Source organism: Methylobacterium amylolyticum (assembly GCF_030700245.1).
Taxonomy (GTDB): domain Bacteria; phylum Pseudomonadota; class Alphaproteobacteria; order Rhizobiales; family Beijerinckiaceae; genus Methylobacterium.
Window position 1 is genome coordinate 200,690 of sequence record NZ_JAUYZI010000002.1, and the last position, 26,972, is coordinate 227,661.

The 26,972-nt window shown below is 73.2% G+C and carries 23 protein-coding genes and 1 pseudogene; 6 read left to right on the top strand and 18 right to left on the bottom strand.

Going from position 1 to position 26,972, the window contains the following annotated elements; genetic code table 11:
* Positions 1-21: 21 nt before the first annotated feature.
* Positions 22-645, bottom strand: a complete 624-nt coding sequence (locus Q8W71_RS02700; RefSeq protein ID WP_305523763.1) for a DUF1134 domain-containing protein — start codon at positions 643-645, stop codon at positions 22-24.
* Positions 646-805: 160 nt separating this feature from the next.
* Here Q8W71_RS02700 and Q8W71_RS02705 point away from each other — a divergent pair, with 160 nt between their 5' ends.
* Both Q8W71_RS02705 and Q8W71_RS02710 read left to right on the top strand, forming a co-directional pair.
* Positions 806-1,327, top strand: coding sequence for a YHS domain-containing (seleno)protein (locus tag Q8W71_RS02705; RefSeq protein WP_305523764.1), 522 nt, complete (start codon positions 806-808; stop codon positions 1,325-1,327).
* A 183-nt stretch (positions 1,328-1,510) separates the two neighbouring features.
* Positions 1,511-2,110 (top strand): nucleoside deaminase, encoded by a 600-nt coding sequence (locus Q8W71_RS02710; RefSeq protein WP_305523765.1) that lies wholly within the window; start codon positions 1,511-1,513, stop codon positions 2,108-2,110.
* A 24-nt stretch (positions 2,111-2,134) separates the two neighbouring features.
* On the opposite strand, the gene Q8W71_RS02715 is transcribed toward Q8W71_RS02710, so the two are convergent.
* From Q8W71_RS02715 to Q8W71_RS02730, 4 genes are all read right to left on the bottom strand, one after another.
* Positions 2,135-2,635, bottom strand: coding sequence for a DUF2165 family protein (locus Q8W71_RS02715; RefSeq protein ID WP_305523766.1), 501 nt, complete (start codon positions 2,633-2,635; stop codon positions 2,135-2,137).
* A 160-nt stretch (positions 2,636-2,795) separates the two neighbouring features.
* Positions 2,796-3,248: a hypothetical protein gene (locus Q8W71_RS02720; protein ID WP_305523767.1), complete on the bottom strand. Its 453-nt coding sequence runs from the start codon at positions 3,246-3,248 to the stop codon at positions 2,796-2,798.
* Positions 3,249-3,374: 126 nt separating this feature from the next.
* The gene (locus Q8W71_RS02725) at positions 3,375-3,695 is read right to left on the bottom strand and encodes a YbjQ family protein (RefSeq protein WP_305523768.1); all 321 of its coding nucleotides are present in this window, start codon (positions 3,693-3,695) and stop codon (positions 3,375-3,377) included.
* A 232-nt stretch (positions 3,696-3,927) separates the two neighbouring features.
* Positions 3,928-5,223, bottom strand: a complete 1,296-nt coding sequence (locus Q8W71_RS02730; protein ID WP_305523769.1) for a serine hydrolase domain-containing protein — start codon at positions 5,221-5,223, stop codon at positions 3,928-3,930.
* Between the two features lie 254 nt (positions 5,224-5,477).
* On the opposite strand from Q8W71_RS02730, the gene recD2 reads away from it, so the two are divergent.
* Complete coding sequence (gene recD2 / locus Q8W71_RS02735; RefSeq protein ID WP_305523770.1) at positions 5,478-7,676, top strand: SF1B family DNA helicase RecD2; 2,199 nt, start codon at positions 5,478-5,480, stop codon at positions 7,674-7,676.
* Positions 7,677-7,689: 13 nt separating this feature from the next.
* On the opposite strand, the gene Q8W71_RS02740 is transcribed toward recD2, so the two are convergent.
* From Q8W71_RS02740 to Q8W71_RS02765, 6 genes are all read right to left on the bottom strand, one after another.
* Entirely contained in the window at positions 7,690-8,853 is a 1,164-nt protein-coding gene (locus Q8W71_RS02740) for a M20 aminoacylase family protein (RefSeq protein WP_305523771.1), read from the bottom strand.
* A 62-nt stretch (positions 8,854-8,915) separates the two neighbouring features.
* Complete coding sequence (locus Q8W71_RS02745; protein WP_305523772.1) at positions 8,916-10,286, bottom strand: DUF3100 domain-containing protein; 1,371 nt, start codon at positions 10,284-10,286, stop codon at positions 8,916-8,918.
* A 72-nt stretch (positions 10,287-10,358) separates the two neighbouring features.
* Positions 10,359-11,897, bottom strand: coding sequence for an aldehyde dehydrogenase family protein (locus tag Q8W71_RS02750; protein ID WP_305523773.1), 1,539 nt, complete (start codon positions 11,895-11,897; stop codon positions 10,359-10,361).
* On the bottom strand, positions 11,897-12,787 hold the full coding sequence (locus Q8W71_RS02755; protein WP_370875325.1) for an NAD(P)-dependent oxidoreductase: 891 nt from the start codon (positions 12,785-12,787) through the stop codon (positions 11,897-11,899). The genes Q8W71_RS02750 and Q8W71_RS02755 overlap by 1 nt, the downstream gene beginning before the upstream one ends.
* A 94-nt stretch (positions 12,788-12,881) precedes the next feature.
* Positions 12,882-13,802 (bottom strand): LysR family transcriptional regulator, encoded by a 921-nt coding sequence (locus tag Q8W71_RS02760; protein WP_305523775.1) that lies wholly within the window; start codon positions 13,800-13,802, stop codon positions 12,882-12,884.
* A 51-nt stretch (positions 13,803-13,853) separates the two neighbouring features.
* Positions 13,854-15,056, bottom strand: coding sequence for an amidohydrolase (locus Q8W71_RS02765; RefSeq protein WP_305523776.1), 1,203 nt, complete (start codon positions 15,054-15,056; stop codon positions 13,854-13,856).
* A 390-nt stretch (positions 15,057-15,446) separates the two neighbouring features.
* On the opposite strand from Q8W71_RS02765, the gene Q8W71_RS02770 reads away from it, so the two are divergent.
* A complete protein-coding gene (locus tag Q8W71_RS02770) occupies positions 15,447-16,583 on the top strand; it encodes an iron-containing alcohol dehydrogenase (protein WP_305523777.1) in 1,137 nt (378 codons plus the stop codon).
* Between the two features lie 393 nt (positions 16,584-16,976).
* Here Q8W71_RS02770 and Q8W71_RS02775 read toward each other — a convergent pair.
* Both Q8W71_RS02775 and Q8W71_RS02780 read right to left on the bottom strand, forming a co-directional pair.
* Positions 16,977-17,612: pseudogene (locus Q8W71_RS02775) on the bottom strand (DedA family protein); the annotation flags it as partial.
* 166 nt (positions 17,613-17,778) lie between these two features.
* On the bottom strand, positions 17,779-18,783 hold the full coding sequence (locus Q8W71_RS02780; protein WP_305523778.1) for a helix-turn-helix domain-containing protein: 1,005 nt from the start codon (positions 18,781-18,783) through the stop codon (positions 17,779-17,781).
* Positions 18,784-19,242: 459 nt separating this feature from the next.
* Between Q8W71_RS02780 and Q8W71_RS02785 the strand changes: the two genes are divergently transcribed.
* Both Q8W71_RS02785 and Q8W71_RS02790 read left to right on the top strand, forming a co-directional pair.
* The gene (locus Q8W71_RS02785) at positions 19,243-20,223 is read left to right on the top strand and encodes a C45 family autoproteolytic acyltransferase/hydolase (protein WP_305523779.1); all 981 of its coding nucleotides are present in this window, start codon (positions 19,243-19,245) and stop codon (positions 20,221-20,223) included.
* A gap of 336 nt (positions 20,224-20,559) precedes the next feature.
* Positions 20,560-21,027: a hypothetical protein gene (locus Q8W71_RS02790; RefSeq protein ID WP_305523780.1), complete on the top strand. Its 468-nt coding sequence runs from the start codon at positions 20,560-20,562 to the stop codon at positions 21,025-21,027.
* 395 nt (positions 21,028-21,422) lie between these two features.
* Here the strand turns inward: Q8W71_RS02790 and Q8W71_RS02795 are convergent, their stop codons facing one another.
* From Q8W71_RS02795 to Q8W71_RS02815, 5 genes are all read right to left on the bottom strand, one after another.
* A complete protein-coding gene (locus Q8W71_RS02795) occupies positions 21,423-21,638 on the bottom strand; it encodes a hypothetical protein (RefSeq protein ID WP_305523781.1) in 216 nt (71 codons plus the stop codon).
* A 12-nt stretch (positions 21,639-21,650) separates the two neighbouring features.
* Complete coding sequence (locus Q8W71_RS02800; protein WP_305523859.1) at positions 21,651-22,040, bottom strand: thiol-disulfide oxidoreductase DCC family protein; 390 nt, start codon at positions 22,038-22,040, stop codon at positions 21,651-21,653.
* Between the two features lie 481 nt (positions 22,041-22,521).
* Positions 22,522-23,307 (bottom strand): DUF1194 domain-containing protein, encoded by a 786-nt coding sequence (locus Q8W71_RS02805; RefSeq protein WP_305523782.1) that lies wholly within the window; start codon positions 23,305-23,307, stop codon positions 22,522-22,524.
* Positions 23,308-23,458: 151 nt separating this feature from the next.
* Positions 23,459-23,752, bottom strand: coding sequence for a hypothetical protein (locus Q8W71_RS02810; protein ID WP_305523783.1), 294 nt, complete (start codon positions 23,750-23,752; stop codon positions 23,459-23,461).
* A 268-nt stretch (positions 23,753-24,020) separates the two neighbouring features.
* Positions 24,021-26,750 carry a hybrid sensor histidine kinase/response regulator gene (locus tag Q8W71_RS02815; protein WP_305523784.1) on the bottom strand — a complete coding sequence of 910 codons (2,730 nt, stop codon included), beginning with the start codon at positions 26,748-26,750 and terminating at the stop codon, positions 24,021-24,023.
* Positions 26,751-26,972: the final 222 nt, after the last annotated feature.

Consider the following 26,972-nt stretch of genomic DNA (forward strand, 5'->3'; position numbering starts at 1 on the left):
CGTCCTCCGGGGGCGCCCGCCTCAGAACGGGTTCCAGGTCGCCTCGCGGGTGAACTTGAGGTAGCCGACGCTGATGCCGAGCCGGGCGCCGACGCCGCTGCGGATCGGCACCACGACGATGCCGCCGTCGGTGACCGCGGTCATGCCGAAGCCGCCGACGAAGTAGGCCGAGCCGTCGACGCCGCCGAAGCGCCGGTAGAGGGCGCGCACGGCGGGCAGGTTGTAGACCAGCATCATCGTGCGCGCGCCCTCGCCGCCGACGTCGAAGCCCAGCGACGGCCCCTGCCAGTAGATCTTCCGGGAGCCGGAATTGCGGGTGTAGAGCGCGCCCTCGCCGTAGCGCAGGCCGGCGACGATCGCGCCCCCGCCCTCCTGCCCCAGGATGTAGCCGTTGGGCTCGCCCCAGCGGCGGCAGGCCTCCTCCACCGTGAGCGCGAGGCCGCGCGAGACGGTGCCGAAGAAGCGGTGCCCCGACTCGACGATCTCGCCGGGCCGGAAGCTCTCCGGCGGCGGCCCGTCCTCGGGCGTCACCGCCCGGGCCGTGCCCGGCAGCAGGGCGGAGAGGGCGGGGCCGCCCAGCGCGAGCCCGAGGCCCGCGCGCAGCAGGCGGCGCCGGTCGGTGCCGCGATGGTCTGGTGCCGTCATCGTTCCTCCTCGGCCGATGCCTCGGGTCCCGCGGGCCGGTCCGCCGCCCCGGGGGCCGCGCGGGCCCTTCTCTCGGCGCGCCCGATCCGCGATGGTCCCGGGGGCCGCGCGCGTCCCCGGCCGGGGACGATTCGGACCAGCTTCGGAGCACGTTCGCAAGATGGGGTTAACCGGTGGTGACCGCGGCCGAAGCGCGCCGGCGCGGCGGCCCGTCCTGATCGGGCTCTTTGCCGATCTCCTGGCCGCGCTTCTCGCCCTCCCGCTGGTTCTCCCCCCGGCGCGATCCTTCGCCGGCCCCGCCCGGGCGGAGGGGCTGCTGCTGCTGGCGCTGCGGGGCTTCGACCCGGTGAGCTACTTCCTGCCGGACGGCCCGCGCCCCGGCTCCGAGCGGTTCGAGCTGACCTGGGGCGGCCGGGTCTGGCGCTTCGCGAGCGGGGCGAACCGGGCGGCCTTCCGGGACGCACCCGAGGTCTACGCGCCGCGGTTCCGCGGCCACGACGCGGCGGGCGTGCTGGACGGGCGCCTCGTCGATGCCGACCCGGCGGTGTTCGCGCTGATCGACGGGCGGCTCTACCTGTTCCGCGACGCGCAGCGCCGGGCGCGGCTCGCGGGCGAGCCCGGCCTCGCCCGGGCGGCGGAGGCGGTCTGGCCGAGCCTGCGCGGCCTCCTGAGCGGTCCGTAGGGCGGGCTCGGTCTCCCGGCCGGAGGCTCGCGGCCGCGCGGTGCGACGGATCGCTCCGGCCCGCGCGGCGATGCCGGGGGAACCTCGGCCGCAGCGCGTCCCTTCCTGCACGTCGGACCACCACGCGGCGGGGCTTGACCTTCGGGAGCCGCCCTCGACCCGCCGCGAAACGGGACCCCAGCCATGTCCACCGATGCGGGATCAGGATCGAAGAACCCCGGAGCCGTTCAGGGCGACGCGAGCCCGCGTTCCGCGGCGATGCCGTCCAGCAGCCGTCGGCAGTTCCTGGGCGGGATCGCCGCGGGCGTCGCCGTCTCGACCGAGTCGCAGGCCGCGGCGGTTCCCGCGACCGCGACGGACGAGGCGTTCATGCGCGAGGCGATCGCCCTCGCCCGGAGCGCCGACTTCCCGTTCGGCGCGGTCATCGTCGCGGACGGCGAGGTCCGGGCGCGCGGACGCAACCTGGGCAAGCAGCAGCGGGACCCGACGGCCCACGGGGAGATGGTCGCGATACGCCGCTTCCTCGCCCAGTACGGGCCCGAGGCCCTGCGCGGAACCACGCTGTACACGTCCGGCGAACCGTGCGTGATGTGCATGGGCGCGATCGTGTGGTGCGGCATCGCGCGCGTCGTTTACGCGGCCTCGATCGCGGACATGGCGCGGCGCATCGGCCAGATCATGATCACCTGCACGGAGGTGGCGGACAAGACGCCGTTCCTGAAGGTGGACGTCACGGGCGGCGTGCTCTCCGAGGAAGCGCTGGCGCTGTTTCCCGAAAAGTAGCGGCCGGCCTCTCGGCCCCCCGCATCAGGCCTGCGCATCGCGCTCGGGCAGGGCCAGGTAGATCAGAACGCCGAGCACCGTCATGGCGAAGCGGAACGCGCCCTCCTGCCCGTTCCAGGTCTTCGACATCCACATGGCGAACCACTCGCCGCCGATGCCGAGGAAACCGGCCTGCCAGACCAGGAAGCCGACGCTGAGGCCCGCGATGGCGAACGCCTTGGCCTGCGCGAAGCGCTCGGCCGGGGCCCTCAGACGGGCCAGCATCAGGATGACGCCGAGCCACAGCAGCAGCGCGGTCAGGGCCTCCCCGGCGACGATGAGCGCGAAGGCCGCCCGTTGCAGAGCGGGGTCGGTGATCGCCCGGTCGAGGATCGCGGCGCCGCCCTCGATCGTGTCCATCGCGAGCACGTGCTGCACGAAGCTGAGGTTGGCGGCCGGGTTGACGAGGTTGTCGAGGACGGCCAGGGCACAGGTGAGGGCGACGGCGGCGGCGAGCGCCACCTTGGACAGGCGGACGACGATCATCGACGGCTCGGCACGGTCACGTCTCGCCCTCCCGGTGTCGCGTTACCGCGGGCGCGCGGCCGCCGCCATGAGAGGCACCAAGGAGGCCCTGCGCGATCCCTCGGGTTTAGCACGGCCGCATCCGGGGCCAAGCCGGTTCCGGCTCGGGCTCCCGATCCGCTCATCGGCCCGTCCCGGGGGGCGCCGTCCCGGGGGGCGACAGCGCGGTCGGGCCCCCCTGCGCCCTGAAGGCCGCGGCGTAGCTCCGGACCAGCGCCCTGTACCGCTCCAGCAGGTACGCCCGGCTGCCGGCGTCCGCGTCGCCGAAGCCCGCGTTGCGGCCCGCTTCCACCTCCGCCATGTCGATCGCGACGAGGTCATCGACGAGGCTCTCGCACTCGCCGAACGCGGCCTCGCCCATCAGCCCCGCCCGGTCCCCCGACGACAGCATGCCCCCCAGGCTCGTGTCCAGGCAGGCCTTGAGCTCCGCGAGCTTGGCGTCCGATCGCGGCGAGGCGGTCGCGGCGGCGCAGCCCAGAAGCACGGCCGCGGCGAGAACGCGGCGCAGCGCGGGCGCGCCGAACCGGGCCGCGCGCCGCACGCGGCGCTGAACGCCCGGATGCGGCGCCGTCATCGTGCGGCCTCCGCCGGGGGGCGCGCCTCCGCGGACGGCGCCTGCGCTGACCGTATCGTCACGGGACCTCCTGCCTCGAAGCGGGCGCGCCATCCGCGCGGGACCGGGCTCCGCGCGCGACGGCTCTCAGTGAGCCTCGACGACCACGGCGGTCCCGTAGGCGACGACGCCCATCATCGACTGGTCGGTGTCCGCGGTGTCGAAGCGCATCATGACGATCGCGTTGGCGCCGAGTTGCGCGGCGTTCTGGGCCATGCGGTCGATCGCCTGGGACCGGGCCTGCTCGATCAACTGGCTGTACTCGTTGATCTCCCCGCCCATCAGGCTGCGCAGCCCGGCCGTGAGATTCCCGACGGCGCCGCGGCTGTGCACCACGGCGCCGAAGCAGGGGCCCCGCACCTCGCGGACACGGTAGTTCGGGATGTTCTCGGTCGTGACGATGATCATCGCGGGCCTCCCTCGACACGGACCGGGGCGAGGACGCGGGATGCCGGTCCCGGCGGGCCATCGCTGCGCGGTCGCGTCCCTGGAACCCTGCCCGCGCCGACGCGCCCCGGCGCGCGCGGTCCGACGGGGCCGGGACGCGCCGCGCAGGTCGCATGTCCGGTCCCGGACGGCAATGCCGGCCGGCGCGGGGGAGTCCGAAAGACCTCGGCCGTTGCCGGCGCGCCGCGGCCGGTCACTTGACCATGGCGCCGTAGATCATCTGCCGCAGCAGCGCGTAGTAGTGGCCGCGCAGGCTCGGCGCCTGGAACAGGGCCACCACCACGAGCCGCTCGCTCGGATCGATCATGTAGCGCGGGCCCGTGATGCCGCCCCAGTAGACATCGCCCGGCGCCCCCGGCGTCGTGTGCGCGCCCGTCGCGAGGCGGACGGGATTCACGAGGCTCCAGCCGTAGCCCTCGTCGACGTTGTTGCGCGGTCCGCGCAGGCCGGCGAGATGGTCGGTGTTCAGCATGAAGCGGACCGTCTGCGGCGAGAGCAGCCGCACCCCGTCGAGCGCGCCGCCGTTGGCGAGCATCTGCAGCAGGCGGCCGACATCGCCGGCCGTCGAGGCGAGGCCGGCGCCGCCGGAGAACCGCTTCGGCGGCTTCCGCAGGTCGAGCCAGCCGTAGACCCACGCCAGCGGATCCTTCGCCAGCGTCGCCTGCGAGGGCTCGGCGAGCCGCCCGGCGCGCGCCTCGTCGACCTGCCAGACCGTGTCGGTCAACCCGAGCGGTTGCAGCACCTGCTCGGACACGATGCGGTCGAGGGGCTTCTGCTCGATCCGTTCGAGGAGGTGGCCGAGGACGTCGGTGGCGATGGAATACTCGAAGGTCGAGCCCGGCTGGTAGAGCAGCGGCTGCTGGCCGAGCTTGGTCAGCATCTCTTCCCCGGTCAGGCCGTAGAGGCCTTCGAGATCCTGGTCGCGCTGGTTGCGCCGCACCGGATTCAGCGGGCCGATCCACCAGTAGGTGAGCCCGGCGGTGTGCTTCAGCAGGTCCTCGATCGTCGGCGCCCGACGGGGCGCGGCCGGAGGCGGCGCCTCGCCGTCCGTCGCACTCTCGGCGCCGCCGTACACCGTCAGCGTCTTCAGTTCCGGCAGGTAGGTCGCCACCGGGTCCGCGAGCTTGAAGCGGCCCTGCTCGTACAGGCGCAGGGCCGCCGTGGTGACGAACAGCTTCGTGGTCGAGGCGATCCGGTGGAGGCTGTCCTTCTGCATCGGAGACCCGGGCGCGCGCTCGCCGAAGGCCTCGAACATCACCGGCTTGCCGTCGCGCAGGATCATCAGGACCATGCCGGGGATCTTGCCGGCGGCGATGTCGCGCTGGACGAAGTCGCCGATCGCCTTCAGCCGCGCCGCGTCGAACCCGGCCTGCCCGGCCTCGACCGGTGCGGGCGCCGAGTCGAAGGCCGCGCACGGCACGACGCCCGCGGCGAGCACGCCGAGCGCGAGCAAGCCGGCGCGGAGGCCGCGCGTGACGGGATGGGGCATGTCCTCGGCATCCTAGCTCTCGGGACGGTCTCAGGCGGACCGCTTGGGCCCCAACGTCTACCGGCATCGACCGGCCTGTAAATCGGGCCTCTGCCATCCCCGGTTTCAGGTTGCGGCCACGGTCACAACTGCCGGTGCGCGGCCGGACACGCGGCGGTCGAAACCCGGACGTTCGGGTTGCACAACCCAGGCGTGAGATCGATAGTCCCGGATCGGGTTTGAGCGCCGCGGACGCGGAGGAACCTGCCGCGGACATGAACCGGCCGACACGACCGCCTCCGTTCGAGCGCGCCCAGCCGGTCGAGGCGCTGGCGGGCACGATCGAGCGCGTCACCTTCCACAGCCCCGAGACCGGCTTCTGCGTCCTCAAGGTCCAGGCGCGGGGCAGGCGCGACCTCGTGCCGGTGATCGGCCACGCCCCGGCCATCGCGGCCGGCGAGTGGATCACCGCCACCGGGCTCTGGCACACCGACCGCCAGCACGGCCTGCAATTCAAGGCCGACACCCTCAAGGTGACGCCGCCCACCGGCGCCGCGGGCATCGAGAAGTACCTCGCCTCCGGCCACATGCGCGGCATCGGCCCGATGATGGCCAAGCGCATCGTCGCCGCCTTCGGCGAGGCCACCTTCGAGATCGTCGAGGCCGAACCGGGCCGCCTGACCGAGGTGGACGGCATCGGCAAGACGCGCGCCGCCCGCATCGTCTCGGGCTGGGCCGAGCAGAAGGCGGTGCGCGAGATCATGCTGTTCCTGCACGCCCACGGCGTCGGCACGGCCCGGGCGACCCGGATCTTCAAGACCTACGGCCACGCGGCCATCGCGGTGATGACCGAGGATCCCTACCGGCTCGCCCGGGACATCCGCGGCATCGGCTTCAAGACCGCGGACGCCATCGCGATGAAGCTCGGCCTGACCCCCGAGGCCCCGCAGCGGCTGCGGGCGGGGGTGTCGTTCGCCCTCCAGACCGCCACCGACGCGGGGCACTGCGCCCTGCCGGTGGCCGACCTCGTGACGCTCGCGGGCGATTTGCTGGGCGTGGCGGCCGATCCGGTCCGGACGGCGCTGCTCGACGTGCTGGAGACCGGCGAGGTGGTGCAGGACATCGTCGGCGACCGGGCCTGCATCTTCCTCGCCGGCCTGCACGCGGCCGAGCGGGCGATCGCCGAGCGGCTCCTGCGCCGCGCGCGGGGCACGCCGCCCTGGCCCGGGATCGACCTCGACAGGGCGCTCCCCTGGGTCGAGGGGCGGACGGGCAGGACGCTCTCGCCCTCGCAGGCCGAAGCGGTGCGGCTCGTGCTGGCCTCGAAGATCGCGGTGATCACCGGCGGGCCCGGCGTCGGCAAGACCAGCACCCTCGACACGATCCTGCGCATCCTGCGGGCGAAGGGCGTGCGGGTGCTGCTCGCCGCGCCGACCGGCCGGGCGGCCAAGCGCATGGCCGAGCAGACCGGCCTGGAAGCCAAAACGATCCATCGCCTGCTGGAGATCGACCCGAAGCACGGCGGCTTCTCGCGCGACGCGGAGAACCCGCTCGCCTGCGACCTGCTGGTGGTGGACGAGACCTCGATGGTCGACGTGCCGCTGATGAACGCGCTGACGAAGGCGGTGCCGGAGCATGCCGGCCTGCTGCTCGTCGGCGACGTCGACCAGCTCCCCTCGGTGGGCCCCGGGCAGGTGCTCGCCGACGTGATCGCGTCCGGGGCCGTGCCGGTGGCGCGGCTGACCGAGGTGTTCCGGCAGGCCGCCGAGAGCGCGATCGTCGTCAACGCCCACCGCATCAACGCGGGCCGGAGCCCCGAGCCGGGCGTGCGGGGTGCCGACAGCGACTTCCACTGGATCGAGATCGACGCGCCCGAGCCGGCCCTGGCCACGCTGGTCGAGGTCGTGACGCGGCGTATCCCGGCCCGCTTCGGGCTCGATCCCGCGCGCGACGTGCAGGTGCTGACGCCGATGCAGCGGGGCGTGCTCGGCGCCCGCAACCTCAACCGCGAACTCCAGGCGGTGCTGAACCCGAACCCGCCGACGTCGGTCGAGCGGTTCGGCTGGCGGTTCGCGCCGGGCGACCGGGTGATGGAGAGCCAGAACGACTACGACCGCGAGACCTTCAACGGCGACCTCGGCACGGTGGCGCGCATCGATGCCGAGGAGGGCGCGGTGATCGTGTCGTTCGACGGCCGCGAGGTCGCCTACCCGTTCGGCGAACTCGACACGCTGGTGCCGGCCTACGCGACGACGATCCACAAGAGCCAGGGCTCGGAGTACCCGGCGGTGGTGATCCCGCTGGCGATGCAGCACTGGACGATGCTGGCGCGCAACCTCCTCTACACCGGGGTGACGCGCGGCAAGCGGCTCGTCGTGCTGCTCGGCCAGCGCAAGGCGGTCGCCGTGGCGGTGCGCGGCGGCAGCGTGCGCCCGCGCTGGACGAAGCTGCGCGCGTGGCTGGCGGCCGGCTAATGCCCGGCGCCGGTCAGGCCCGATGCGCGTCGAGCAGGTCGGTCGCCAGCGCGGACCAGTACCCCGCCCCGAGCGCCAGGGCGTCGTCGTTGAAGTCGTAGCCCGGGTTGTGGAGCGGCCGGCCCGGGGTCGGGCCGTCCGTCCCGAGCCACGCGTAGGCGCCCGGGCAGGCGCGCAGCATGTAGGCGAAATCCTCCGAGGCCATGGAGGGCGGGATGTCGCCGTGCCGCGCGGTGATGCCCGGCACGCGCGCCGCCGCGTCGAGGGCGCGGGGCACGGCGTCGGCGGTGTTGACGGTCGCCGGGTAGCCGAACGCGTAGGCCACCTCGGCTTCGGCCCCGTGCGTGGCGGCGATCCCGTGGGCGATCCCCTTCACCAGCCCGGCGACGCGCTCGCGCACGCCGTCGCTCAGGCAGCGGACGGTGCCGCGGATCACCGCGCTGTCGGGGATCACGTTGTCGGCGTCGCCCCCGTGGATCTGCGTCACGCTCACGACCGCGGGGTCGAGGGGGGCGAGGCGCCGGCTGACGATGGTCTGGAGGGCGAGGACGGTCTCGGACGCCACGACGAGCGTGTCGATCCCGCGCTCGGGCATCGCCGCGTGGGTGCCGGCGCCGTTGACCCGGATCTCGAACGTGTCGAGGGAGGCCATGATCGCCCCCGCCCGCGTCGCGAAGGTGCCGAGCGGAAGCCCCGGCCAGTTGTGCAGGCCCCAGACCGTCTCGCAGGGGAAGAGCCGGAACAGGCCGTCATCCACCATCGCCCGGCCGCCGCCCGCGCATTCCTCGGCCGGCTGGAAGATGACGTGCACCGTTCCGGCGAGGTCGGCGCGCCCCGCGAGGTGGCGCGCCGCGCCGAGCAGCATCGCGACGTGGCCGTCGTGGCCGCAGGCATGCATCACGCCGGGGGTGCGGGACGCGTGCGGAAGGCCGGTCGCCTCCTGGATCGGCAGCGCGTCCATGTCGGCCCGGAGCCCGACGGAGGGCCCGGCCCCGCGGCTCAGGGACCCCACCACCCCCGTGCCGCCGAGGCCTTCGTGCACGGCGAACCCGCACGCCGCCAGCTCGCGCGCGACCAGCGCCGCCGTGCGGACCTCCTTGTAGGCCAGCTCGGGATGGGCGTGGAGGTCCCGGCGCAGGTGGACCATCCGGGAGACGACGTCCGCGTCGATGCGCATCGAACCACTCCTCCGGCGCCTCGCCCGTCGGGACGGACCGCGCGAACCGGCAGCCTACCGGATCACGCGGGCGGCGCGTGCATGAAGAACTGCGCGATGATCGCCGCGCCGAGGAACGTCCCCGCATTCGCCATGAACGAGACGACCACGATCCGCCATCCGAGCTGCCGGAACGCCGGGACGTCCTTGGCGATCGACAGGCCGGCGAAGGCCAGGATCGGCGTCGCCAGGGCGAGGAAGTTGAGCTTGCCCGTCAGCGCCGCGACCTCGGCGGCGTAGGGCGTGCCCGGGTAGGTCAGCGCCATGCCGATGATCGAGACCCACAGCACCGCCGGCAGCTTGCGGCCGCACAGCAGGTAGATGATCCAGCCGACCACCACGACGCCCAGGATGATCGCCATGCCCGCGATCACCGAGGCGTCCGGGACCACGCCGTAGGTGAGCCAGTTGCCGATCAGCCCGTAGGCGCCGATCAGCAGCCACGCGACGAGCGTCTCGGGCAGGCCGATGCGCACCTCCGGGTGGGCCGTCACCGGCCCGGAGGCCGCGGTGGCCGGATCGGCCTCCCGGACGGCACCGGGCCGGTTGCGGCCGAGGATCGGTTCGAGCTTGCCGTAGGCCCAGACGGTGAAGGGCAGGGACAGGAACAGGGTGAAGTAGGTCCCGATCGTGGTGGTCACGAGGTTGCTGGCGGCGGCGAAGGTCGCGACCTCCTTGGCGACCTCGGGGGTCTGCTGCGCGGCGATGGCGCCCGAGGCCGCCGCCATCATGCTCCCGGAGCCGACGCCCGCGCCCATCGCCAGGGCGAGGGGGTGGAACAGGTTCAGGCTGGCGATGAGGCCGGCCAGCACGGCGATGAACACGGCGCCGAACACCGTGCCGGTCAGGTACTCGGCGAGCACGCCGCGCCCTTCCGGGGAATCCATGCCGTAGCGCTCGCCGATGATCGCGAGGCTCGGCTCCCGGCCCACCGAGAACGTCGCGCCGATCGCCTCGCGCTTGATGCCGAGCAGCAGCGCCACGGGCAGGCCGAACACCATGGTCCCGAAGAAGTGGCCGAATTCCTGGAACACCAGCGCCCAGCCCGAGGCGAGGATCTTGGGCAGCGAGCCGCCGACCAGCAGCCCGAGCTTGGCGATGAAGATCAGCAGGGCCGGCTGGAGATAGGCGGCGGCCGCGGCCTGCGACGGGTAGGTCAGGCGCAGGGCGGGCGGCAGCCGCGGGCTCGCGAGGCCGAGCGCGCCGCCGAGCAGGAGCGCCCAGAGCAGAGGCAGCAGGACGATCTTGCCGGCGCCCATCGGGATGCTGATGTTGCCGATCGCCTCGGCGATGGCGACGATGACCAGGGCGAGCAGGAACAGCTTGGCCTTGCCGCCGCCGCCCACCGCGTCCGCGGATCCTCCGCCGTCGCGGACGAGCGCATCGCTTGCCATGAGACCTCTCCCCCTGCCCGCCGCCCGGGCGGCCGTCCTGCGTCGTCCGATGACCGCCCTCGACCCGCGCTCCTACCCGACGTAGCCGAAGGCGACGCCCGGCTGCGCGGCGGTCTCCACCCACACGCTCTTGGTCTGCGTGTAGGCCATCAGCGCCTCGCGCCCCGAGGAGCGGCCGAAGCCCGAGCGCCCGAAGCCGCCGAACGGCGAGGCGACGTTGATCGTCTTGTAGCCGTTGACCCAGAACGTCCCGGCCCGCACCGCCGCCGCGACCCGGTGGGCGCGCCCGACATCCCCGGTCCAGACCGCCCCGGCGAGGCCGTAGGGCGTGGCGTTGGCCAGCGCCACCGCCTCCTCCTCCCCGTCGAAGGGCAGGACCGCCAGCACCGGGCCGAACACCTCCTCGCGGGCGATGGCCGCGTCCGGGGCGACGCCGTCGAGAACCGTCGGGCCGAAGTAGAAGCCGCCGCTGTCCCGCAGGGCCGCGGGGCAGCCCCCGCCCGCCGCGACCGTGGCGCCCGCTGCGGAGGCGGCCTCGACCATGCCTTCGATCTTGTCGCGCTGGCGGCGGTTGTTGATCGGGCCGATCTGCGTGGCCGGGTCGGTCGGCAGGCCCACCGGGATGCGCTCGGCGGCGTGCGCCAGCCGCGCCACGAACTCGGCGTGGATCGAGCGGTGCACGAGGAGCCGGGAGCCCGCGACGCAGCTCTGCCCGGCGCCGCCGAAGATCGCCGCCTGCGCCCCCACCAGCGCGCGGCCGAGGTCGGCGTCGGCGAAGACGATGTTGGCGGACTTGCCGCCGAGTTCGAGCACGCTCGGCACGATGTTGCGCGCCGCCGCCGCCGCGATCTGCGCGCCGGCCTCGGCCGAGCCCACGAACACGACGAGGCGTGTGTCGGGGTGGGCCACCGCGGCGGCGCCGGTGGTCGGGCCGGCGCCGGCCAGCACCGAGACGAGGCCGCGCGGCATCCCCTCGGCGCGGTCGCACAGCACGCCGAGGGCGAGCGAGGTCAGCGGCGTCAGCTCGGAGGGCTTGAGCACCACCGCGTTGCCCGCACAGATCGCCGGCGCGATCTGCCAGCCGGCGGTGAAGACCGGCGCGTTCCACGGGGTGATCTGGACGACGGTGCCGAAGGGCTCGGCCCGGGTGTAGTTCAGGTGCGAGGTAGGCACCGGGATGACCTCGCCGTGGAGCTTGTCGCACCAGCCGGCGTAGTACTCGAACATCTCGGCGACCTTGGCGACCTCGCCGCGCGTGTCGCGGATCGGCTTGCCGGCCGAGAGCGTCTCCAGCTCGGCCAGCGCCTCGGCGTGCCGGCGCACCAGGGCGGCCACCGCCCACATCGCCCGGCCGCGGGCCGCGGCACTCATGCTCCACCACGCGCGCTGACCGTCGCGGGCGGCGGCCATCGCCGCCTCGACCACCGGCGGGCCGGCATCCTGAAACCCCGCGAAGACGCGGCCGTCGGCCGGGTTGACGAGGTCGAGGCGCGCGCCCGTGCCGGCCACGACCTCGCCCGCCACGAGGCTGCCGATCCGGCCGCCGGGCAGCAGGTCGGACAGGAGGGCGGCCACCCGCCCCTCGACGTCGGATCGCGGGCTCGTGGACATCAGTGCGCTCCCGTCGCGTCGCGGTAATCGGCCATGCGGGTGAAGTCGGCCCCGTCGGGGATGGCCTCGCGCGTCCCCTCCCAGATCCGCCCGACATGGGCGGAGAGCGGCAGGTCGACCGCGCTCTCGGCGGCCAGTTCGAGGGCGAGGCGCACGTCCTTGCGCATCAGCCCGGCGGAGAAGCCGCTGTCGAAGCTGTTCGACAGGATCCAGCGGGGGAACATCACCTCGCTGATCGCGCTGCGCCCGGTGGCGGTGTTGACGACCTTGACCGCCTCCTCGGCTGAGAGCCCGGCGGCCTCGGACAGCCGCATCGCCTCGCCGGTGGTGACGAGGTGGGCGGCCACGAGGAGGTTGTTGACGAGCTTGACGATGTTGCCGGCTCCCGACGGGCCGACATGCGGCGCCCGCGCCGACAGCGCCGTCAGCACCGGCTCGGCCAGGGCGTAGTCGGCTTCCGAGCCTCCGACCATCATCGTCAGGGTCCCCTCGGCCGCCCCGGACGGGCCGCCGCTGACCGGCGCGTCGAGGAGCGCGTGGCCGGCCTCGGCGAGGCGGCCGGCGAGGCGGCGCGTGGTGCCCGGATCGGAGGTCGAGGTGTCGATCACCACGACCCGCCGGTCGGTCCGGGACAGGAGCCCGCCCGCGACCGTCACCACCGCCTCCACGTCCCGCGCCAGCGGCAGCGAGAAGACCAGGGCGTCGGCCCGCCGCAGCACCGCGCCGAGCTCGGGTACGAACGCGACGCCGGCGGCCTCGGCGGCCGCGCGCCGGGCGTCGCTGATGTCGAAGCCGAGCACGTCGAAGCCCTTGCGGACCAGCGTCGCGGCCATACCGAGGCCCATGTTGCCGAGCCCGACGACGCCGACGGTCGTGATGGCCATCGCGATTCCTTCCTCCGCCGAGGACAGGTATCGGCGCCGGCCAACGTTGCCACAACAATCGAATTCCGCACGAACCGTGCGAAAATCGGCAACACGGACCTCAGGACAGGGGCCGGAACGCGACGAGGTGGTCCGCGAGCCAGCCCAGCATGCGCGACAGGGCCTCCGGCAGGCGCCGGCCGGCGCGCACGACGAGGTGGGCCGTAGCCTCCGACAGGATCACCTCGCGCAGGGGCACCGCGTGCAGGGTCCCGGCCTGCAACTCTGCCGCGACGGCGAAGCGCGGCAGGAAGCCGACGCCCATCCCGGCCCGGACGAAGCGGCGGTGCGCCTCGAACGAGGTCGTCTCCATCCGGACGACGAGCCGGAAGCCCTCGTCCGCCTCCACCCGCCCGAGCAGCTTGCGGACGCCGTGATCCGGCGGCAGGAGCACCGCGGGCTCCGCCGCGAAGCTGCGCAGCGCCACGGGGCCCGCGGCGCGCGCGAGCGGGTGCCCCAGCGGGTGCCCCTTGGGCAGCACGGCGAACAGGGGCTGGCGCGCGGTGACGACGCCGACGATCTCCGGGCGCGCGGGCGGGTTGTAGGCGAGGCCGATATCGGCGTCCCCCTGCGCCACGGCGTCGAGGATGCTGTCGGTGGTCCCGAGGGAGACCTGGTAGGCGATGCCGGGGTGGACCCGCGCGAACCCGGCCAGACCGTTGTCGAGCAAGTCGACGAGGAAGCCGCCGCCGCATTGCAGCCGGATCGTGCCCTGCTGCACGCCGCGCAGGCGCCTGAGCCTGTCCTCCAGGATCGCGGCCTCGTCGGCCTGCCGCTGGGCGTGCTCGGCGACGATGCGGCCGGCCTCGGTCGGCACCACCCCGCGCGGCAGGCGCTCCAGCAGCGCCTCGCCGCAGCCCGCCTCCATCTCGATGATCTGGCGGCTCACCGCCGAGGCGGCCACGTTCAGCGTGTCGGCGGCGGCGCGGACGGAGCCCGCGCGCACGACGGCGAGGAAGTAGCGGAGCGCGCGGTCGTTCATGGCGGGCGCGACCGTGCGCCGACGGTCTCACGGCATCAAGACGCCGCGCTTTCAGGGGCGGGCCGCCCGCCGGTCCACCACGACGGCGCCGCCCGACAGGACCAGAGCCGGCGCCCGGCGCTCGACCACGACCTCCGGCACGTGGCGCGCGTCGAAGACCGCGAGGTCGGCGCGGACGCCCGGGGCGATCACCCCCGGCCCGAGCCCCGCGACGCGCGCGGGCACCGCGGTCACGAGGTCGAGCAGCCCGGCGAGATCCGCGTCGTGCCGCAGGTCGAACCGGTAGGCCGCCAGGGCGGCGCGCTCGATCATGCCGAGGACGGAGGCCGGGTTCCAGCAGTCCCGCACGTTGTCGGAGCCGAGGAAGACCGGGACGCCGAGCGCGCGCAGGCGGGGGATCGGGGGGCAGCGGGGTCCCCCGGGGACGCTGGACAGGATCGCGACGCCGGCCTCGCGCAGGGCCTCGGCCGTTCGGCACAGACGGCTCTCGTCGGCCTCGGCCAGGGCGAAGGCGTGGCTGACCGTGACCCGGCCGCCGAGGCCGGCCGCCCGGGTGCGGGCGACGATCGCGTCGATCGTGTCGAGGCCCGCCGACCCGCCGTCGTGGAGGTGGATATCGACCGCGCGGCCGTGGCGCTCGGCGAGGCCGAAGACCACGTCGAGCTGGCCGTCGCGGTCGCCGTCGATGCCGTCCGGATCGAGGCCGCCGACCGCGTCGGCGCCCATCCGCAGCGCTTCGTCGAGGTATCCGGCCACGGGCGGGCACGCGAGGATCCCGCTCTGGGGGAAGGCGACGACCTGAATGGCGATCCGGTCCGCCCAGCGCGCGCGCAGGTCGAGCACCTGGGCGAGGTGATCGAGCCGGGTCACGTCGTCGATGTCGACGTGGGTGCGCAGGCTCGTCGTGCCGCCGCGCAGCGCGGCTTCGAGCAGCGCCGCGGCGCCCCGCTCGGCGATCGGCATCCGCACCCGGCGCCGGTAGTCCTTCTCGTCGTCGATCCGCGCCCGGATGGACGGCAGGGCGCGGTGGGGCCGCCAGTCGACGCCGAGCATGGTCTTGTCGAGGTGGAGGTGGCCGTCGGTCAGTCCGGGCAGGACCAGGGCGCCGCCGAGGTCCATCTCGGCCCCGGCCGGGGGGCCGGGCTCGTGCGCGGACCGCAGCGCGGCGACGCGTCCGGCGGCGACATCGATCGCGACGCGCCGGCCGTCGGCCAGGGTCGCGCCCGTCAGGCGGAGATCGCACGGTCCGGTCATCGTGACGCTCCCGAGTCCCTGCGGCGGCGGCGAGACGCGACGCCGCCCCTGTGGCCGGATCGTTTCCGCGACGGACGGGACGCCCCGATGATCGCACCGATCCGCATCCGGCTCCACGCCCCCTCGGACAGGTGGCGCTGGTCCCGGCCCGTCGTGGCGAGCCGGGCGAGCCTGAACGTCGCGGGCCGGACGACGCGGTCGCGCGCCCGGGGCACGGCACGGGTGGGCGCCATCCAGGGTTTCCCTCCGGTTATACCCGTATGCTCATACGGCGGATTTACAGCCGGACCATCCCGGCCCATCCGGGTTTGCCCGACACAGGCCGCGTGCGCCGAGATCGGCCCGCGCGCGGCCGTCGAGAAGCGGGCAGACCTGAGACGGGAGGCGGCCTTGGCCCTGATCACTTACGTCACGCGCGTGCAGTTCGGCTTCGGCGAGCTGCGGACGTTGAAGGGGGAACTGGAACTCGCGCGGATCGCGCGTCCGATGATCGTCACGGACCGCGGCGTCCGCGACCTCGGCCTCGTCGAGCAGGTCACGGAGATCCTCGGCGGTGCGCCGCCCGCCGTCTTCGACCGGACGCCGGGCAACCCCAACGAGGCGGCGGTCCGGGAGGCCGCGGCCGTCTTCGCGGACGCGCAGGCCGACGGCATCGTCGCGATCGGCGGCGGGTCGGCGCTGGACCTCGCCAAGGCCGTGGCCGTGGTCGCCGCGCATCCGGGTCCCCTGAAGACCTTCGCGGTCATCGAGGGCGGGGCCGAGCGGATCACGGCGCGGACCTACCCGACGATCGCCGTCCCGACCACGTCCGGCACGGGCAGCGAGGTCGGCCGCGGCGCGATCCTCATCCTCGATGACGGGCGCAAGGTCGGGCTCCTGTCGCCGCACCTGATCCCGCGGGCGGCGATCGTCGATCCCGAGCTGACGATGACCCTGCCCCCGGGGCTCACGGCCGCGACCGGGATGGACGCGGTCTCCCACTGCATCGAGACCTACCTCGCGCCGTCCTTCAACCCGCCCGCGGACGGGATCGCGCTGGAGGGTCTCCGGCGGGCGTGGTCGAGCATCCGGACGGCGACCGAGCGGCCGGACGACCGCGGGGCGCGGGCGGACATGGCGATCGCCGCCACGATGGGCGCCATGGCCTTCCAGAAGGGCCTGGGCTGCGTGCACAGCCTCAGCCACGCGCTGGGCGGCATCGATCCGCGGCTGCACCACGGCACCCTCAACGCGGTCTTCATGCCGGCCGTCCTGCGCTTCAACCGCGACGCCCCCTCGGTGCGGGAGGAGCGGAAGCTGGAGCGCCTGGCGCAGGCGATGGGCCTCGCGCCCGGAGAGACGGTCGAGGCCGCGGTCGCGGCGATGACCGGGGCCCTGGGCCTGCCCACGACCCTGTCCGGGTTGGGGGTGACGCGCGACCTGTTCGACCGCGTCGTCGCCGGCGCGCTCGCCGACCACAGCCACAGGACCAACCCGCGGGAGGCCTCGGCCGCGGATTACCGGGCGATGCTCGACGAATCCTTCTGAGCCCGCGCGGTCGGTCTCCCGGGGCTACGCCGCGAGGCCGACCGCGCGCTCGTCGCCGTCCGCGTCGTCGGCCGAGCGCTGCGGATGCCTCAGGCGCCAGCCGAGCAGGGCGAGGAGGGCACCGGGCACGAGGAGGATCGCCAGGACGGCGTCGAAGCCGATGGCGCCGACGAGCCGGCCGTAGAGGCCGCCCGTCACGCCGTCCTCCCAGGACGCCACCGTCATGCCGACGGTCGCCAGGAGGAGCAGCACGGGAACCTTGAACCACCACGGCATCGGCGCCGCCGGGCCCCGGACCCGCGGACCGGCAGCCCGGTCCGGATCCGGACCGGCCGCCGCCGCCCGAGCCGGCACGGCCGGCAGCGCGGGCCCGTCCTCGGCCATCCCGGCGACGAGCGGGCCCGGGATCGCGGCCTCGGCGGCGGCCATCAGGCGCGCCTCGTGCCGGCGCATGAACAGCCACAGCGCCACCGCGCCGAGCACCACGAGGCCCAGCAGCGCGAGGCCGACCGGCCCCATCACGTTCTCGATCGAGCGCCCGCACAGGTAGGCGCCGAACCCCATGATCGACGCCCAGGCCACGCCGCCCAGCGCGTTGAAGGCGAAGAACTGGCGCGCGTCGAGCTTGTTCACTCCCGCCAGCACCGCCGCGAAGGCGCGCAGCATCGCGGTGAAGCGGCCGAAGAACACGATCTTCCCACCGTGCTGGCGGAACAGGTACTGCCCGAGCTTGAGCCGTCCGTGGTCGAGGCCGATCAGGTGGCCCTTGCGCAGCAGCAGCGGCAGGCCCCAGCGGCGCCCGACCCAGTAGCCGGCATTGTCGCCGAGGATGGCCGCGGTCGCCGCCAGCGCCACCACGAGGCCGATGTTGAGCTGGCCGGTGCTGCCGGCGTAGGCGGCCGCGGTGAGGAGCACGGTCTCCCCCGGCAGGGGCAGGCCGGCGCTTTCCAGGGTGATGATGACGAAGATGGCGACGTAGCCGTAATGCGTGATCAGGTCGGTGATCGGCAGGTCGTGCAAGAAGCTCATCCGGCGCCCCTGTGATTCGCTGTGCGCGGCCGGTTGATCCCCGCAACGTGGCGCGACGGTGGCGCCAGGATGGTCGCTGCGAGCGGCCGCGTGCCCGGACGGCGGCGTTCGGGGTCGGCGACGAGGCGGATCGTGCGCCTGGTCCGACGGGTCCCCGGCGCTGCGGTCAGGCCGGATGGCCCGACCCGTACCGCGCGCGTCCGACCTCGGCCCGCCGCTCGCCCGGGGGGGCGCCGTAGGCGGCGCGATAGCAGCGGAAGAAGGTCGAGAGGCTGTGGAACCCGCTGGCGTAGGCGACCTCCGTCACCGACAGGTGCGCCGCCTCCCGCAGCAGCCGATCGGCCCGCGCCAGCCGCCGGGCGAGCACGTAGCGGCTGAAGCTCACGCCGCCCGGCTCGAACACGAAGTGTAGCGTGCGCACCGAGATCCCGAGCGAGGCCGCCAGGCGCGCGGGCGTCAGGTCGGGCCGGTGCAGGCTCTGCTCGATCAGCCGGTGCGCGCGGATCAGCAGGGCCTCGCGGATCGCGGCCGTGTCGGGGTCGTCGCAGCCGTCGGTCGCGCCGGGGGCAAACGGCGCGAGGGACTTCGGCCTGTCCATCGCCATCCGCTCGGCGAGGCTCGCGGCGACGAGGTCGATCGCCACCGACGCCATGCGTTCGGCCGCTTCGGGCGCGAGTTGCTCCCGGAGACGCACGAGGTCGTGCAGGAAGGACCGGGCCAGGACCGTGGTCGGCAGGTTGCCGCCCACGGTCAACCCGACGAAGTGGCGGGCCGAGCCCAGCAGGCTCTCCAGACGATCCCGCGGGATCTCGATGGCCAGGACTTCGCTCGCCCCCCTGTGCTCGATCGTCCACGGCGTGCTCGGATCGCGTATCGAGAAATCGCCGACCGAGTCCCGGATCGATCTGTCATTCTGCGAAGCACAAACGGATCCGGACAGGACCAGGCTCATGAACAACCGGTCCGGCCCGTTGATCTGCTGGCGAATCGTCTGTCGCGTCGTCGAGGCCCTCAGATCGCCGAGGGAGAATTTCGTGAATCCCAAATCTCCGACGCGCGTGCCGTCTATCGTTGCGTGAAACCTGCCATCGCCGACATAATTCTGCGACATCGGGATGAGGCGATCTTCACAGACGTCCCGCCACAGAGAAAATCGATGCTGTTCCGGCACTCCCTCAGTTGAAAAAATTCTCTGCAACCTTCGAAACCCCTGACAGCACGCAGACATCCTGTATTGGCACGAAGCTTATAGCATGGTCCCACTGGATCGGAAGCAAGCTGGCGCAGAACTCAACCAGGTAGCATATGCACCGCAACAAAACCACCTCAAGTTACTGCCTCCGAGCGCGGAGATGGCCTGCGAACTTGGGTGCCGGTACCGCGCGGACCCTGACCCGATCTTTTCATGACCGTGCCGCCCGGGAGGATACGATATGATTGCTGAGGCGGGCAGCCGGCAGGCCGGACCTGGGCGGGCGCGAAGCTGCGACAGAAGTCGCAAACCTTGGCGCGACGGCGATCCCGGCGACCACCGGGCCCGGGCCGTGGCGATCCCGCGACATCGCAGCGGGTGGAAGCCTTCCGCGGATCGCGCATAGGATCGCGGGCCCTGCCGCAGGCGCGTGAGACCGTGCGCAAGACCTTCATCGCCGAGCGCGAGGACCGCCCCGGCGCGGCGTGGCTGGATCGTTTCCGGGCGGGGCGCGCGGAGGCCGCCCGCTGGTACATCGGCGAGGGGCCGCAGGCGCCGCCGACGGCGGCCGAGTGCCGCGCCGCCCTGCGGCAGCATATGCCCGAACTGCTGCCGCGCTACGACGAGGCGTGCGGGATGGTCGGCAGCGACGACCTCGCCCACCGCATCCTCAGCCACTACCGCCCCGCCTCGCGGCCGCAAGGGTGCAGCCAGGCCGTGTGGCTCGGGCCCGACGGTCCCGCCCTGGTGCGCAACTACGACTTTCCCTTGGAGGTCGTCACCGGCCGGATCGAGCTGACCGCGTGGTCGGGGCGGCGCGTGATCGCGATGGCGCAGCGGCCCTGGGGCGGGTGCCTCGACGGGATGAACGACGACGGGCTGGTGGCGAGCTGCACGCTCGGCGGCATCGGCAGGCGCGGCGTCGGGTTCGCGATCATCCTGGTGCTGCGCTACGTGCTCGAGACCTGCCGATCCGTCGGCGAGGCGAGAGCCGCGCTCTGCCGATTGCCCGTCACGCAACTCCACAACGTGACGCTGCTGGACGCGTCGGGCGACCACGCCACGCTGTTCCTCGGACCGAACCGCAAGCCGGCGGTGACGCGCCGGAGGACCTGCACCAACCATCAGGAGCGGGTGTCGGCCGCATCGCGCTCGGCGTTGCGCGAGCGCGTGCTGACCGATGCGCTCGCCGCGCCGTCGACCACCCTGGCGACGTTGCAGGATCGGTTCTTCGAGCCGCCGCTCTACGCGCGTCGCGCCGACTTCACCACGGTCTACACGGCCGTCTACCGCCCCGCGGCGGGGCGGGTCGACTACCTCTGGCCGGGCCATCGCTGGACCCAGAGCTTCGAGCATTTCGTGCCGGGCTCGTACACCCACGATTACGGGGACCTGCACGATTACGGGGACCTGCGATGACCGTCCGGGTCGCGCCCCGAAGGCGGCTCCCGCGCGAGGCCCGAAGGATGACCGCGCCCAGGGCGCATGCGCGAAGGGTGACCGCACGAAGGGTGACCGCGCCAAGGGCGCCCGAGGCGGATCGCGCGATGCCGGGTCGACGCACGCGCGAATACCGGTATCGCCTCGGGCCGAAGACCGTCCCCGGCACAGCCGCCATCCGCCGCGCAGGTCTCGCGGCGCGAGAGCGACGGAACGACTGATTGCGTGCGCCGTCGCACCGCGATCAAATCAATATCCGCCCATCCATACCTCAAGCAGGACGCGCGCCGCGCCCTGTCAGATGGAGGGACGACAATGTTCGCGAACGCTTCCCGGACGCTCCTCGCCGCAACCGTCGCCGGCTTGGTGAGTGTCGGACCGGCCCTGGCCTTTCCCCAGGGCGGTCAGGCCAAGTTCAACCCGCACGCGCAGCCGCATATCAACCCGAACGCCCTCAAGCCGGGCGGCGTGAAGCAGGTCGGCGGTTTCCAGCCCGGCAAGCCCAAGCTGCCGCCGGTCGGGCAGCCTCCGGTCGGCGGCCCGGCGAAGGTGCCGGGCTACGGGGGCGGCTATGGCGGCGGATACGGCGGCTACGGCCCGAACAAGGGGCCGAACGGCTGGGCGATGGCGGGGGCCGGGCTCGGCATCGGGCTGGCCGCCGGGGCGGTCGGCGCGGCGGTCGCGGCCAGCGCCGACGATGGCGGCGACTGCTACGTGGTCAGGCGCCGCTACATCGACGAGGACGGCAACGTCTTCGTTCGGCGGTTCACGCGCTGCGATTGACCGGCGCGGCCGGCGGGAACACGCGGTCCGGGCGCGTCTTGCCGAATCCCCTTCCGATCACCGGTCCTTCACCCGCGTTCCGCGCACCTGCCCTGCGTCCAGCGGCATGGCTCGGCGCCGCGGCCGAGCTTAGAACATGGGCTCCTCCCAAGAGACCACTGAAGCCCGCCCGGCCTCGCTGCGGCGGGTTTTTTCGTGCGCGGCGGTGTGCCTCTCGGAAATCCGCACGGCCCATCGCGTCAGTCGCCCCGGTCGTCTCGCCCGCCGCCGGAACGGTCGTACCGGTCACCCGTGCCGGCATCCGGCGGCGTCCGAAGGTCCAGACCGGAGCGGCCGTCACCAGGACGCAGGCCCGACCGCCTCAGGGCGCCCGATTCGAGATGCCCGCGCCCGGTCTACAGGAACCGCTCATCGATGTCGGTGGCGTTGCGCCCGGCCACGGGCTGCGTCTCGTCGCCCTCGGCGAACACCACCACGTCGTCGGGACCGACATCGCGGGTCGCGTAGAAATCCCACCGCCGGTGGATCATGCGCGGGCCGCCGAAGATCCGGTAGGCGTTCCAGTAGCGGTCGTCCCGGAACCCGACGTAGTGCACGGTCCGCGCGGCCATCCTCGACCGGCCTCAGCGCCGCCGACGCGCGATCAGCCGCGCCAGACGCGGGCGCAGGGGCAGCGACAGACGGTAGGCGGCGTCCGCGAGCGGCAGCACCGGTTGCAGCCCGAACACGCGCAGGTCGACGAGCCGGCCGAGCCAGCGCCAAGCCGGCAGCGCGCGCCACAGCCGCGCGAACGCCGCCGCGCCGGATACGAGCCGCCCGTCCCCGCCGCGCACGTGGAAGCGGGCCAGCGCCGCATCGCGATCGAGGTCCGGCCCGAGGGCGGTCCGCGGCGCCGCCCGCCCCACGTCGACGAAGGCGATCCGCTCGGCCCCCGCACAGCGGCGGTAGTGTCCGATCTCGGCCCGGCACAGCGGGCAGCCGCCATCGTAGTAGACGGTCAACGCCTCTCGCATCGCGTCGGCTTCCACGGCTACGCCTCGCCCCGTGCCCGAACCGGACGCGTGCCGTGGGCGGGCACGGTCTCGGGTCGCACGCGGAGGGAACGCGCGGCGCCCGTGATCGCCGCGTCGCCGGAGTGATCGCGATCGTCGCAGATCGAGCCCCAGGGTCGGTCGCCGTCCCGACCCGCGCTCGCCCCTCGGCCAGAGCGGGCACGACGGCGCCGCGCCGGACCCGGCGCGGATCGCGCCCGGCCGGCCTCGACCGACGGCTTCCCCTCACACGACGTGGGGCGGCAGCACCAGGAACTGGGCGTGCATGACGAGCACGGCCGCGATGCCGACCGTCCAGGCGGCGTCGATGATGCGGGTCGTCGAGGTGATCGGCTTTGTCATCGTGTCCTCCTCGTCGCGGCAGCCGTGGACCGGCCGTCGGGGGGCTTATGGTTAAGCTCGGTTTCGCGATGATTGCGCCGCGTGTTGCGTGCCGGGCCCTTCACGGGTCGAAGCGATACCGGTCCTGCCGCCCCGTCTCCGCGCACCGGGCGGGGCTGAACGCCTGCACCGGCTGAGCGCGCGGCGCCGGCTCGGCGGCATCGGCGACCTCGCGAACGATCTTCGTGCGGATCGCCGTGGCGAACTCGCCGGGCTCGCGCACCGGCACCATGAAGGCGCCCGGCCCGCCGATCACGCAGTCCCGGTAGTACAGGTCGAGGTCGGGGATGTCGTAGGGCCCGGTCGGGGCCTGGATCATCAGCGGCAGGCCGTTGACGACGATGCCGGCCGCCACCGCGGCATCGCGGGCCTGGACGATGTCGCGACCGTCGTTGTTCGGTCCGTCGCCGGACACGTCGATCACCTGCCGCGTCGCGGTGACCCCCGCCTCCCGCAGCAGCTTGGCCGAGAAGTCGATGGCGCCGGAGATCGAGGTCCACACCGCCCGCCGCGGCGGCGTCAGCGCCAACCGGCCGGCGAAACCCTCCGCCTCCGCGCGCGTGCCGATGATCGTCCAGGGGACGACGACGATCTGGTTGCCGTCGCCGGCCCATTCGACGTAGGTCACCGCGATGCGGCCGATGAGGCCGAGGCGGATCGCCCCCTGAACGGCCTCGGAGCGGAAGGCGGCGACGTATCCCTCGCGCTGGACCCGCTGCTCCTCGGGCTTCATCGAGAGGGACACGTCGACGGCCAGCACCAGGGCGAGGTCGACCTCCGGATCGTCCGCCCGTGCCGGGGCCGCGAGCGCGAGGATGACGGCGGGAACGAGACGGGCGAGGCGCATGGACGGTCTCCGACGCGTCTTCAGTCTGCGCCGGTGAGCGGCCGGGGGGAAGGACACCGGCCCGGAGAACGGGGAGGCCGTCGGCCGGGGGGCCCGCGACAGGCCGTCGGCCTCGCGGGGCCTCGCCCGGGCAGCGAGCCGCGAGCGGGTCCTATTCCGGCTGGCGACGCCTGCCCCGCCCGGCCCCGGTCCCGGATTGCGACCGCTGCATGCATGCGCGATAGATCTGGGCGCCCAGGTCGTACATGGACAGCCCCTGCGGGTTCGGCGCGTTGAAGACACGGCCCTGGGCCTCGTCCCGGCACGCGGCATCCTGCGCGCTCTTGATCGGAGGTTGGGCCTGAGCGGCGGCAGGGGTGAACGACCCGGTCGCGGTGAGCGCGATCAGAGCGACGGTCGGCGCGATGAGGCCGACGGGCAGTGCGAAGCGGTGGGCGAGGACCATCGAGGCTCTCCAGCAGGATCGCCGGATGCGCCGGCGGCGTGACCCGGGCATACGCGTGCACCGACAGGTCCGGCGTGCTGTGGAACACGCGACTTCAGATCTTCCCGTTCCTCCCAACCGCCGGATTCTGCAATCCGCCAGTCTTGGCGCATCTGCCCGCCCTCGCACATGGGCGTCGCGTCGGCGCGCGCGGCCCCCGTTCGGCCATGGTCACGCAACCGCTCCGGGTTTTCCCGGAGGCTCCACCGCTCGAAGGTCGACCGTGTCGTCAAGGCTCGGCGATGAGATCCTTGATGCGCGTGGCGAGCGTCTCCAGCACGAACGGCTTGGTCAGGACCTGCACCCCGGGACGAAGGTAGCCGTTTCCCAGCACCGCGTTCTCGGCGTAGCCCGTGATGAACAGCACCTTCAGGTCCGGCCGCCGCTCACGGCCGGCATCGGCCATCTGGCGCCCGTTCATGCCGCCAGGCAGCCCGACATCGGTGACCAGCAGATCGATGCGCACGTCCGACTGCAGCACCTTCAGTCCGGCCACGCTGTCGGCCGCCTCGATGGCCGTGTAGCCCAGATCCTCCAGCACCTCGGTGACCAGCATGCGCACCGAGGGCTCGTCGTCCACGATCAGGACCGTCTCGCCCTGACCCGCGCGCTCGACCTCGGCGAGCTTGCGGGCGACGTCGTCCGCGTCGGCCTCGCCGTAGTGGCGCGGCAGGTAGAGGCAGACCGTCGTGCCCTGCGCGAGTTCGGAATAGATCCGCACCTGCCCGCCGGACTGACGCGCGAAGCCGTAGACCATCGACAGGCCGAGCCCGGTGCCCTCGCCCGTGGGCTTGGTGGTGAAGAAGGGCTCGAACACCTTGCCGATGATGTCCGGTGCCATGCCGGTACCGGTGTCGGTCACGCAGATGCCGAGGTATTGGCCCGGCGGCAGGTCGTGCTGGCGGGAGCCGACCGCGTCGATCCACGTGTTGGCCGTCTCGATGGTGATGCGCCCGCCGTCCGGCATGGCGTCGCGCGCGTTGATGCAGAGGTTCAACAGCGCGTTCTCCAACTGGCCCGGGTCGATCAGCGCCGGCCACAGGCCCGCGAGACCGACGACCTCGAGGTGAATGGCCGGGCCGACCGTGCGCCGGACGAGTTCCTCCATACCCTTGACCAGACGGTTCACGTCGGTGGGCTTGGGGTCGAGGGTCTGACGCCGGGAGAAGGCGAGCAGGCGATGCGTCAGGGCGGCGGCGCGCTTGGCCGCGCCCTGGGCGACCGTCATGTAGCGGTCGAGGTCGCCCATTCGCCCCTGCGACATCCGGGTCTGCATCAACTCCAGCGAACCGGAGATGCCGGCCAGGAGATTGTTGAAGTCGTGCGCCAGCCCGCCCGTGAGCTGGCCCACCGCCTCCATCTTCTGCGACTGCCGCAGAGCCTCCTCGGTCTTGGCCAGCGCCTCGGCCTGCCGCTTGATCGCGGTGACGTCGCGCACCGAGGAATAGATCAGGCCGTCGCGCGGCACCGCGTTCCAGGACAGCCAGACGTAGCCGCCGTTCTTGTGGCGGTAGCGGTTCTCGAAGGTGAGTTGAGCCTCGCCGCGCGACAGCCCGCTCGCGGCCCGCACCGTCGGCCCGACGTCGTCGGCATGGACGAAGTCGAGGAACGGCCGCGCCTTCATCTCGTCCTCGGTCCAGCCGAGCGCCCTCGGCCAAGCCGGGTTGAGACTGACGAAGTAGCCGTCGAAGTTGGCGACGCAGAGCAGGTCCGAGGATGCCTGCCAGACCTGGTCGCGCTCGGCCGTGCGGGCGGCGACCTGGCGCGCGAGATCGACCTCGGTCTGCTTGCGTGCGGTCACGTCCTGCACGAACACGTGATAGCCGTCGACGCGCCCGTCCTTCCCGCGGCGCGGCAGGTAGCGGATCTCGGCGATGCGGGCGCGTCCATCCCGGTGTGGCCAGTCCAGCTCGAAGGTGACGGCCTCTCCCGCCAGCGCCCGCTCCAGGAACGGCTCGCGCGCGGCGTAGGCGTCCGGGCTGAGCAGGTCGCGGACATTCCGGCCGATGACTTGGTCGGGCGGCAGGAAGAACCAGTCCTCGTAGGCCTTGTTGGCGAAGCGGTAGACGAGATCCGCGCCTATGAAGGCGATGAGCACCGGCAGCGCGTCCGCGATGAGGCGCAGCTCGCGCTCGCCGGCCTCGGCGCGCTGCTCGACCCTGCGCCGCTCGGTGATGTCGGAGAAGAAGATGGCGACCCGGTTCGCCGCGGGCTCGCCGGTGCGCAGGGCCCGCACGTCGAACCAGCGCCCGAACACGTCGGCATAGTGCTCGAAGTGCGCGGGCTCGCCGGTCAGGGCGACGCGGCCGTAGGTGTCGAACCAGTGTCGCTCCAAGTCGGGGGCGAACTCGCTCACCCACTTGCCGGCGACGTCGGCGCCGGTCTGCCGCACGAAGGCGGGGTTCGCCTCGACGATCCGGTAGTCGACGGCGCGCGCGCCCTCGAACTTCATCTCGACGATGCAGAACCCGACCTCGATGCTCTCGAACAGGGTCCGGTAGCGCGCCTCGTTCTCGCGCAGGGCCGCCTCCGCCCGCATCCGTTCGGTGACGTCGTGCCCCTCGACGAAGATGCCGCTGACCGCGCCGTGCCCGTCCGTGATGGGCTGGTAGACGAAGTCGAGGTAGCGCTCGGTGACCGGCCCTCCCGGCACGGCCTGAGCATCGAATCTGGCCCCCGTCGCCCTGTGCGTCCGGCCGGTTCGGAAGACCGCGTCGAGGAGGTCGACATAACCCTGGGCCGCCGCCTCCGGCAGGGCCTCGGCCACGGTGCGGCCGGTCACGTCGCGGTCGTCGACGGCCCGCTGGTAGGCGGCGTTGGTCAGCGTGAAGCGATGCTCGGGGCCGCTGAGCAGGGCGATGAAGCTCGGGGCCTGCTCGAACATCTGTGCGAGCGAGGCCGAGTGCGCGCGCAGGCGGCGGACCTCGGCGACGAGTTCCTCGCGGGACAGGGTTTCCACGTCAGGGCTTTGCGGCGCGGGCATGCGAGGCGGATTATCGCTTGAATGTGTCGCGCGCGAGAGGACCGCAAGCCGAGCGGGAGACGTCGCCGCGGATGCCGGACCGGATCGCAGGCGACGGCGCGATCGTCGAGGCGTGCCGCGAGGCGTGGACCTGACGGATCGCCCCGCCGGACACCGTCACCGCCATCGCGTCGCCGACATGGGCAAACCTGCCAGAGT

Bases quoted from the DNA above. Each gene is read 5' to 3' on its own strand.
- Q8W71_RS02750 (WP_305523773.1), bottom strand. From the start codon at position 11,897: ATGTCCACGAGCCCGCGATCCGACGTCGAGGGGCGGGTGGCCGCCCTC.
- Q8W71_RS02810 (WP_305523783.1), bottom strand. From the start codon at position 23,752: ATGGTCCTCGCCCACCGCTTCGCACTGCCCGTCGGCCTCATCGCGCCG.
- Q8W71_RS02730 (WP_305523769.1), bottom strand. From the start codon at position 5,223: ATGCCCCATCCCGTCACGCGCGGCCTCCGCGCCGGCTTGCTCGCGCTC.
- Q8W71_RS02795 (WP_305523781.1), bottom strand. From the start codon at position 21,638: ATGGCCGCGCGGACCGTGCACTACGTCGGGTTCCGGGACGACCGCTAC.
- Q8W71_RS02725 (WP_305523768.1), bottom strand. From the start codon at position 3,695: ATGATCATCGTCACGACCGAGAACATCCCGAACTACCGTGTCCGCGAG.
- Q8W71_RS02710 (WP_305523765.1), top strand. From the start codon at position 1,511: ATGTCCACCGATGCGGGATCAGGATCGAAGAACCCCGGAGCCGTTCAG.
- Q8W71_RS02715 (WP_305523766.1), bottom strand. From the start codon at position 2,635: ATGATCGTCGTCCGCCTGTCCAAGGTGGCGCTCGCCGCCGCCGTCGCC.
- Q8W71_RS02705 (WP_305523764.1), top strand. From the start codon at position 806: ATGGGGTTAACCGGTGGTGACCGCGGCCGAAGCGCGCCGGCGCGGCGG.
- Q8W71_RS02720 (WP_305523767.1), bottom strand. From the start codon at position 3,248: ATGACGGCGCCGCATCCGGGCGTTCAGCGCCGCGTGCGGCGCGCGGCC.
- Q8W71_RS02745 (WP_305523772.1), bottom strand. From the start codon at position 10,286: ATGGCAAGCGATGCGCTCGTCCGCGACGGCGGAGGATCCGCGGACGCG.
- Q8W71_RS02805 (WP_305523782.1), bottom strand. From the start codon at position 23,307: ATGCGCCTCGCCCGTCTCGTTCCCGCCGTCATCCTCGCGCTCGCGGCC.
- Q8W71_RS02700 (WP_305523763.1), bottom strand. From the start codon at position 645: ATGACGGCACCAGACCATCGCGGCACCGACCGGCGCCGCCTGCTGCGC.
- Q8W71_RS02800 (WP_305523859.1), bottom strand. From the start codon at position 22,040: ATGCGAGAGGCGTTGACCGTCTACTACGATGGCGGCTGCCCGCTGTGC.
- recD2 (WP_305523770.1), top strand. From the start codon at position 5,478: ATGAACCGGCCGACACGACCGCCTCCGTTCGAGCGCGCCCAGCCGGTC.
- Q8W71_RS02765 (WP_305523776.1), bottom strand. From the start codon at position 15,056: ATGACCGGACCGTGCGATCTCCGCCTGACGGGCGCGACCCTGGCCGAC.
- Q8W71_RS02740 (WP_305523771.1), bottom strand. From the start codon at position 8,853: ATGCGCATCGACGCGGACGTCGTCTCCCGGATGGTCCACCTGCGCCGG.
- Q8W71_RS02760 (WP_305523775.1), bottom strand. From the start codon at position 13,802: ATGAACGACCGCGCGCTCCGCTACTTCCTCGCCGTCGTGCGCGCGGGC.
- Q8W71_RS02790 (WP_305523780.1), top strand. From the start codon at position 20,560: ATGTTCGCGAACGCTTCCCGGACGCTCCTCGCCGCAACCGTCGCCGGC.